Genomic DNA, 8595 nt, shown 5'->3' with positions numbered 1-8595 from the left:
GACAGTCGCCGAAGACAATCCCGAATATCCGGCCGACGCGTCGATCATCGTCGTTGCATTTCGAAACGAAATTCTCGACGAACAGCCAGAGATGGTCGCCCCAGACTCACCGATCCCGCTGGAGGATCTGAATGAAGTCGGTATCAAACACTACTCGTTCCCTGCTCCTCGGCTTCGGCTTGGTGATCCTGAAACCGACAATTTCGAGGCTCTCGAAGACCTCGACGACATCGACAGCAACGGCACTGACGACGAATCCGAATCTGAATCTGAATCTGTAGATGCAACAGCTACCGATCAGGATGCGGGAACGGCAGAGGTAGAGGACGCCGCCGACGAACAAGACCAAGAGCTGCAACAGCAAGAGCAGGAATTAGAACAAGAGTTGGAGCAGCTCAGAGGGTTTCTGCGTGACAACGGTGTCCGTTCCGAAGTCGATGGGAGTGTCGTTGTCGCCGAGAAACTCGGCCAGAGCTACGAGATCACCCTCGATGGAGAGGTCAACGGTGACGGAGCCTTTCAAGACCGTCTCGAACAGCTCGCCAGCGAATATAGTTCCTGAACGCAGCTATTCCGTACTCTCAATGGTTTGTCTCCCGATTCGCCCAATAGTGAATCGCACGGCCTATGTGAGAATGACGGCCGCAATATTATTGCTCATACAGTGGTTCGGTCCGGGCGAGTATGGATACCCGTGCTTTACAGGCGAGCGTGGCCATCGTCTGTCTCCTCGTTTGCGCTACGGGTTCAATCCCGGCCAGTCCACAGGCCGGTTCTGTCCAGTCTCACTCTCCTGTAGACTCTCGCACGACGAACCAGATGGGTTTCTCCAAACAGGGTTTCGAAACCAGTGGCGGTTTCCAAGACAACCAGTTCCAGCAACCATCGTCACAGTTGCCCAACACACTCACGATCGTGAGTGCTGATGACGAACGCGTCTACTACAATGCTACGACGAGTGGACGCCTCAATCCAGGTGAACAGGCTGATCTCGTCGACGCTGAACAGCCCGATACTGTCACGAACACAACTGCCTCGGGTTCGACCGCTCAGGGTGGGAGCGACACGTTCAGGTTCACTGGCCAGATCACTGCACTCACCCTTAACGGTGGCCCCGCCCGCGTTCTCATCAACGGCCGAACAGTCAATCCAGCGACGATCCCGGATACTGCGCCTGCAAATGCTACGACAGCTTCGCTCACGATTCCGTCTCCCGAACGCGAAACCACTAGCTACCCCCAAGCAACGATCGATGTTTCGGGGGCCATTGCGCTCGATGAGCGCGGGCTCCGAGCGCGATTTCGTGAGCACCGTCTCGATGGACGGTTCGGTGCAACCACCAATACGACAGCCCGCCAGGCAGAACTCAGAACAACTGCAACACACATCGAATCGCGTATCGTGCGGCTCCGCGAGCGCCAATCAACGGTCATTACCGCATACAACAACGGATCGTTATCAGACCAAGAATTTCTCCGTAGCCTCGCACGAATCGACAAAGCCGCGGATGGTTTAGCAACCGCGACAGACCGCGTTGCAGCCCGTGCCAGCTCGATTCCAAAATCATCGATCAACGGTCAGCCCGCGGCTCGCTGGGCACGAAACAAGCAAATCGAACTGAACCCCTTACAAGGCCCAGTCCGCAACCGCATCGCCCAGACGCTTCGAGGAAACAGCACGGAGCCCATTAATATTCCATCAAATCTCGATCGCATCGCTCCGACCCCCAATGAACGGCTCGAACCGCTGTCCGTATATATCGAGACATCCCAACACGGAATCGTCCTCGCCATGGTTGATGGCGGCCAGTACTACCGAGAGGCGTCGCTTCTCGGTCAACGCAATGCTACCGGAAGTGCGTTGAATACTACCAATGCCGTCCGCACACAGGTTGGAGCGCTTTATCCGTGGGCCACAAACAATTCGGCGTATACTGGACTGAGCACTGATCGCAAAACACGACTCGCTCAGTACACGCTGTCTCACGACCACGGCCAGCTCACGACGCTACTCAACCAGAGCTCGGGGCGAGTTATCGCCGAAAAGCAACGAAAATCACTCTCGCGAATGCCGACAGCCACATCCCTCATGGCTGCCGAAAAGAGCTTCCAGCTTTGGGTCAACCGGACGTATCCGACCGGCCCGCTCGACATCTCGCTGATGACACCTGAAGGCCAACCAGTCAAGGGAACGATAGCGATCAATGACCGTCCGATCGAACAGACTGGCGAGGATGGTCAGCTGTGGACTATCACTCCCGCGGAGACACTGACAATCGTTGCTCAAGCAAACGGAGAGACGATTCGAATTCGAATCCCTCCGCGTCCATACTCGAACCGCTCTCCTAATCGGATTGAAAGTGGCTGATTCCACCAGTATTTCTTCACGGCAGAGGCGTGACCGGCTATGTCATCCTCACACTCTTCCACCCAGTCGGATAGCGCGAGTGCCGCCAGTGATGCCCTCACTCCACCGGCCGAGACGGTTCGCTCGTGTGCAGATCGCGAGCACCGACTCACCGAATACATCCGTGCGCATACTGGCGAAGATATCGCTGTCCGACTCACACCACACGTTCCGACTGCATGTGTCATCCCAACGAGCGAAGAAGCGCTGACCGACTCAGACAACGCCGAATTTTCCGACGACGAAGCTCGGCAACTCGTCGAGTCAGTTGACGCCGACTATCTCGTTCTCATCTCGACACACCCAGCGACCGTCGACAACCTCCCGATCGACGATCAGTTGACGGCTGATCGAGCACAACAGTTCGGCTCCGCGCTCCACGAACTGGGGCATATCCGCTATACGGCCATCGCGGACGCCGCAGCACGCCTCGAAGACCGCGTCGACGAAGCCCATCAGGAGTTCGTCCACGGCCTCTGGAACGCCTGTGAAGACGCTGCCATCGAAAACCAACTCAGACTCGATCAGAGCCAGATCGCAGCCGACCGAATCGAGCTCGTCAGGCGCAGCATCAGCACCCACGCTGAGGAGTATCAGACCGGAGAATCCTGTGCGTTTACCTTTCGAGACGCCATCGAGACAGCGCTGTACGACGAAGGCATCTACGACACGGGTGTTCGTGATGCGCTCTGCGATCCCGACGACGATCGGATCGTGTTCGCTGGTGACGCTGACCGACAGGCGTACGAGCAGGTCGCCGACAGCATCAACGAACTCGTCGCGACAGTCCTCAGTACGCCCAACTCGGTAGAGCGCATCGAACACATCCTCGACTGGTGGGAAAATGTCGTCAAACCGCTGCTTGACCCGTCCCAACAGAACCAACAGGAGTCCGGCCAGCCAGATCCTGATCGAGCCACCGGCGAGTCCAGTGCCAACGCCAGTAGCAGTGACAATAGTGGGTCATCAGCTGATGGTGAAACCGAGAAACCCACCGACGAGAGTGCAGATGCAGATCGATCGTCGGCGGAAGGTGAAGCCGATCGGACCAGCGAAAGCACTCCGGAAAGCAGTAGTTCGGGCGGCAATCCTGACAGTAGTAGGACTGACGAGGATGTCATACCAGATGAGATGGGTGAGGCAGATGAAAGCGAGGAGTCGAGTCGTTCGGAGGTGGGTGATCAGCCAGACCCGGATGCGATCAACACCGACCAGCGCCAGTCCCATCCAGGAGCGGATGTGCTCGACTATCCAGACATTGGAGGCGACGAAGACGCTGACGCACTTCGCCAGCCCGATCACGACGGCGAAGACGAAGGCGAAGCCGGATCAACCGGAGACGGTGGAGATGAAGAAGGGTCAGCTGACGACCATCAGGATGTTAGTGGCGAGGACGATGCTCGTGAAAACGCCGATACAGTTGGTGGGTCGGACACCGACACCGGTTCAGACGAGGGTGGCGATGCTGACCCTACGCCGGATAGCGGCACAGACGCAGGCAACAGCGAGGAGACGCCCGGAAGCGACGATGGGAGGTCTTCCCAGAACGACGATTCTGGCGCGAACCACGACAAGAACACCGATGTAGCTGGCGAGAATAATGAACAGGGCAGTGGGGATGGATCCGAAGGGCAAACATCGGAGTCACAATCTCAGTCCCAGTCCCAGTCCCAGCCCACCGGAAATCCGTGGGGGACCAGCAACGACACGAGTCAGACTTCGCTCGGGAGCTTCTCCGCATCGGAGTCCCAGACTGAGAGTGGAGCATCCGCTTCGGATAGCGGTGGCAGCGACGAATCGCCTGTCAACGAATCCGATGCGAAGCGTGACGGCCCATCCACGGGCGCTGGTGACGCTAATGAACCAGAGTCGGAGTCAGAATCGGACGAAAGCGACACCGGAGGCGATTCTGGAAACGACACTACCGACGGCAGTGATGAGAACAGCACTGATGACGGATCGAACACCAGTAGTGGGAACGACAGTGAGAGCGTTGGCGACGAGGGACCTGCCGAAAGTGGCAGCATCGAGGACGAGAGCCCCAGTCGTGAGGATACAGCCACAGGGGACGATCGGACAGCGGATACGGACAGCAGCGACACCACAAGTAATGATGGTGACGAAGAGCGTGAGGGCACGTCGAACGAGAGTGCTTCCGACGCAAACGAGCAGCCACCGGCACCAAGCCCTGCTCACACGGGCGGAGAAGAGAGCCTTGATCGCGAGGGTGCGCTCGAAACTGACCACGAGGCGGCACACGATGAAGCCGAGCGTGCAACGCCCGACGAGATCGCACTCGAACACGATCTCGAAGACGTTGCCGATGCGCTCGATGTGCTTGACGAGCAGGACGGCGGTGGGGCCACACCGGGATCGCTGTCGGAACTCGCCATCATGCCGGACACAGAGGGATCGAACACTGCTGATACAGCCGAGCGGTGGGGAGACGCCGCTGCCGACGCGGAGTTTGTTGCAGACGCGCTCCGAAAGGCGCTGAAAGAGAGCCGCCGGGATGCAGATCGATCCGGCGTCACCAGCGGAACGTTCGACCGGCAACGTGCGGGCGCGCTCGCTCGCGGTGATGTGGGTGCGTTCAGCGTGCGCCAACCCGGTGACGACAAGCAGTACGACCTCGTGATGATCCTCGATCGCAGNGCTCGCTCGCGGTGATGTGGGTGCGTTCAGCGTGCGCCAACCCGGTGACGACAAGCAGTACGACCTCGTGATGATCCTCGATCGCAGCGGGTCGATGCGCCGGCATATGCATATCGACACCGCTGAAGACGCGCTCGTGCGGTTCGCGATCGCGTGTGAGGATATCGGCATCAACGTTGGCGTGGTCGATTTCACGCAAGACGAGGCACGACTGGTCAAACCGTTCAGCGTCGAATGCGAGCATGTCCGTGAAAGCTTGCTCTCCAAGCAGTATGGTGGCGGGACACCGCTCGCCGACGCACTGGGACTGGGTCGAGAACTCCTCGAACAACGACGCAACAGCCCGCTCGTGCTTGTCGTCACCGACGGCAAGCCGGGCGATGCAGACGCCTATCACGACGAACTCGCCCAATCGTACGCGCCCGTCTGTGGTCTCACGCTGGTTCTCGATCAGCCCTCGGGAAGTGTGCCCGAGAAGGTTGCTCGAAACGAACGGTTCTACGACCGCCACGTGTACATCCACGAGTCGAGCCAGCTTGCCAACCGGCTTGATCAGTTCGCCGTGATGTTCGACGGACTATGATCCTGTAGCCGGGCTGCGGTTTTTCTTTCCGTGAGGGGTGAGGGAATCCTCATGTCCAACACGTTGTCTTTCATCGATGGAACAGAACTCGTCTTCAAAACACCTCCGTGGTGCTCTATTGAAAATGCGGTACGGGAGTACGATCATAGCGTCTTGGCGAGTTTCTTGATGTTGTTGAGCGCGAACAGGAGAACGATCTCACGGAACTGACGATACCAGAACCGCGAACGCAGGGCGGAGTCCTGCGTTCGCTTGACCGTCGAATAGGATGTCTCGGACATCCAGCGCTGGGTATAGCCTTTTGCTCGGATGAGCGCGTTATTCGCAACAGCCATCGGTCTCGATCCTTGGTGGTGAACGAGGTACTCAACGTCTAACGCAGCGATTTCGTATTCGGTGTGCCAGTCCTGGAACCCATTGTCAGCAGCCACGGACCGCAGGTCGTCCGCATTCCGGCGGACGACCCGCGGGCCAGCTTTCGTGTCGTGTTCGCGCTCGATACAGCAGTGGACGTCCAGCACCGCAAGCGACTCTGTATCGGTTAGCGTCGTCGCTTTGATCGTCTTGACGCGTCGCCCACATCGCTGGAGGTAGTACTGGGAGGCTTGCTTCCGCTCGAAAAACGTGCTGTCCAACGCGACATGTCCAGACTGCGGGTGTTGCTGCGCTGAAATGCGCAGCAACGCCCGCCAGATGTACATCGCGTACCGATCGAGTGAGTGGTAGAACGCGGTAGGATCAAGCAACGCATCCGGGTGAAGCCCGAGCTGGTCACATATCTCCGGCATGAGGCTCAACCGATCGACAAGTTCGGCATAGCTGTAGCCCTCTTCCTTGCGAATACAGTGTGCGACGATGTGAGCTTCGCGGGCAAGCCCGCCCGAGTCGGGCTTGCCTGCTCGCTTCCCCAACGCTTGTTTGGCTACACGCAGTGCTGTCTCAACGAGGTCGAGAAGCGCGACACCCATAATCGACTTCTCGACCTCGATTCCGCAAATTCATTACGGAGCAATCCCGTCGCCGTCGTCCATTTTCAATAGAGCACTCCGTGGGCGTCTTGGAATCTCGATGTCCACCGGAACGATTCAGGACGCGATGTCGCTCACCCAAAATACAGTGCGGATGCCCCTTCCTCAACGAGCGGCGGAACTGCGCCGAATGGCGGAGTGAAGCCGCGAGTAGGGAGGGGAGNTCACCCAAAATACAGTGCGGATGCCCCTTCCTCAACGAGCGGCGGAACTGCGCCGAATGGCGGAGTGAAGCCGCGAGTAGGGAGGGGAGGAGCACGTCAGCTGTCCCGTACCCTGTCTCGTTTTCCGCTCGATACAGCTGCCGTAGCAGTCCGGCTCCCAACCAGTATTTCAAGTACCTCTCCATCGTAATGTGTACTGATGGAGGTCCGACGTACTGCGCCGGTTAAGCTCGCTGTTTCCGACGAGCACCNCAGTATTTCAAGTACCTCTCCATCGTAATGTGTACTGATGGAGGTCCGACGTACTGCGCCGGTTAAGCTCGCTGTTTCCGACGAGCACCGCGACGACCTCCACGCAACCAAAGACCAGTTCCTGCACTGTGCGAACCGCGCCGCCGAGTTCTGTTGGGACAACTACGACTACGACGACTGCGTGACATCGAAGGATACAGCGGAGCGAGCGTTGTACGACTCGCTCCGCGACGAAACCGACGACCTCCACGCCAATCTCGTCCAGAAAGCGATTCGTCGCGCCGTCGAAGCCGTCAAATCCGGCGTTGACCGCTGGAAAAAGGGCAAACGTACCAACCAACCACACTTCGACTCGTGGAGCGTCGTTTACGACAAGCGGGCGGCGACCATTCACGACGACCGGGTGTCGCTTGCGACTCCTGACGGGCGTATCGAGTGCGACTACGTTTCACCAAGCGACGAAACCCGCGAGACACCCTACTCGAAGTACGTCGCCAACGACGACTTCGAGTTCCGCACGAGTACGCTGCAGTACGACACGGTGACGCAGGATTTCTACTTCCACGTCGGAACGCGAAGCTATGACAGCGAGACCAACGAAGATCCCGATGGTACGGTAGATACCGAGCACCAGACGGTCCTCGGCATCGACCTTGGCGTCAACAGTCTCGCCGTCGCTTCGACAGGTCGGTTCTGGCAGGGCGACGACTACGACCACTGGGTACGGGAGTTCGAAAAGCGTCGGGCGAAGATGCAACAACGCGAGACGCAAGCAGCGCACAACGCGCTGCTGCGTCTCGGAAAGCGCGAACGCGCGTGGCGCAAGCAGTACATCCACACCGTCAGCAACGAAATCGTGTCCGAAGCCGTCGAAACCGGCTGCGACGTCATTGTATTCGAGGAGTTGACCGATATCCGCGAACGCNTGGCACCATTACTGGGCGTTTCATCGTCTGTACGAGTACGTCGCGTACAAAGCGCCCGAACGCGGTGTGGCAGTCGAAGAGGTGACGCCGAACCACACCAGCCAACGGTGTTCTCAGATCGGCTGTGGCTTTACACACGAGAACAACCGCGATGGCGAACACTTCCGTTGTCAGAAGTGCGGCTACGAAGTCAATGCGGACTACAACGCGGCGAAGAACGTCGGGCTACGGTATGCCCGGAAGCGCCAACACAGCCTGCGTTCCGCGCCCACGTCGCGGAACGCAGACGCACCCGTAGATGTGCGTATACATGGTGGGACGCTGAACGGCGACGGTCCCCGGCCTCTTGCCGGAGACTGATTGCCGGGAGTCCACATCAAAGCCCCTCCCTCAGGGAGCGAGCGTCAGCGAGCGAGCAGGGAGGGGTCATTTACNTCCCCGGCCTCTTGCCGGAGACTGATTGCCGGGAGTCCACATCAAAGCCCCTCCCTCAGGGAGCGAGCGTCAGCGAGCGAGCAGGGAGGGGTCATTTACTTGGTGTGATTCCTAGAATGAAGTGTTTCGTTACCACTTCGTTCTTT

Annotated in this window: 3 protein-coding genes and 2 pseudogenes; 4 read left to right on the top strand and 1 reads right to left on the bottom strand. The window is 58.6% G+C overall.

Annotated elements, in window-relative coordinates; all coding sequences use genetic code 11:
• From C451_RS22480 to C451_RS23550, 3 genes and pseudogenes are all read left to right on the top strand, one after another.
• Nucleotides 1-562 (top strand): annotated as a pseudogene (locus C451_RS22480) (hypothetical protein); the annotation flags it as partial.
• A gap of 257 nt (nt 563-819) precedes the next feature.
• A complete protein-coding gene (locus tag C451_RS03345) occupies nt 820-2367 on the top strand; it encodes a DUF7096 domain-containing protein (RefSeq protein WP_007737682.1) in 1548 nt (515 codons plus the stop codon).
• 2710 nt (nt 2368-5077) lie between these two features.
• Complete coding sequence (locus C451_RS23550) at nt 5078-5644, top strand: vWA domain-containing protein (protein WP_007737677.1); 567 nt, start codon at nt 5078-5080, stop codon at nt 5642-5644.
• A gap of 143 nt (nt 5645-5787) precedes the next feature.
• On the opposite strand, the gene C451_RS03330 is transcribed toward C451_RS23550, so the two are convergent.
• Entirely contained in the window at nt 5788-6612 is an 825-nt protein-coding gene (locus C451_RS03330) for an IS5/IS1182 family transposase (protein WP_007737676.1), read from the bottom strand.
• Nucleotides 6613-7125: 513 nt separating this feature from the next.
• Between C451_RS03330 and C451_RS03325 the strand changes: the two are divergent.
• Nucleotides 7126-8374, top strand: a pseudogene (locus tag C451_RS03325) (RNA-guided endonuclease InsQ/TnpB family protein).
• Nucleotides 8375-8595 lie beyond the last annotated feature (221 nt).

Source organism: Halococcus thailandensis JCM 13552, assembly GCF_000336715.1.
In the GTDB taxonomy this organism is placed as follows: domain Archaea; phylum Halobacteriota; class Halobacteria; order Halobacteriales; family Halococcaceae; genus Halococcus; species Halococcus thailandensis.
Note: the sequence above shows the minus strand (reverse complement) of the source record. Positions and strands in the feature narration are given on the sequence as shown.

Excerpts from the sequence above, each read along its gene's own strand:
- C451_RS03330 (WP_007737676.1), bottom strand. The coding sequence starts at position 6,612 with ATGGGTGTCGCGCTTCTCGACCTCGTTGAGACAGCACTGCGTGTAGCC.
- C451_RS03345 (WP_007737682.1), top strand. The coding sequence starts at position 820 with ATGGGTTTCTCCAAACAGGGTTTCGAAACCAGTGGCGGTTTCCAAGAC.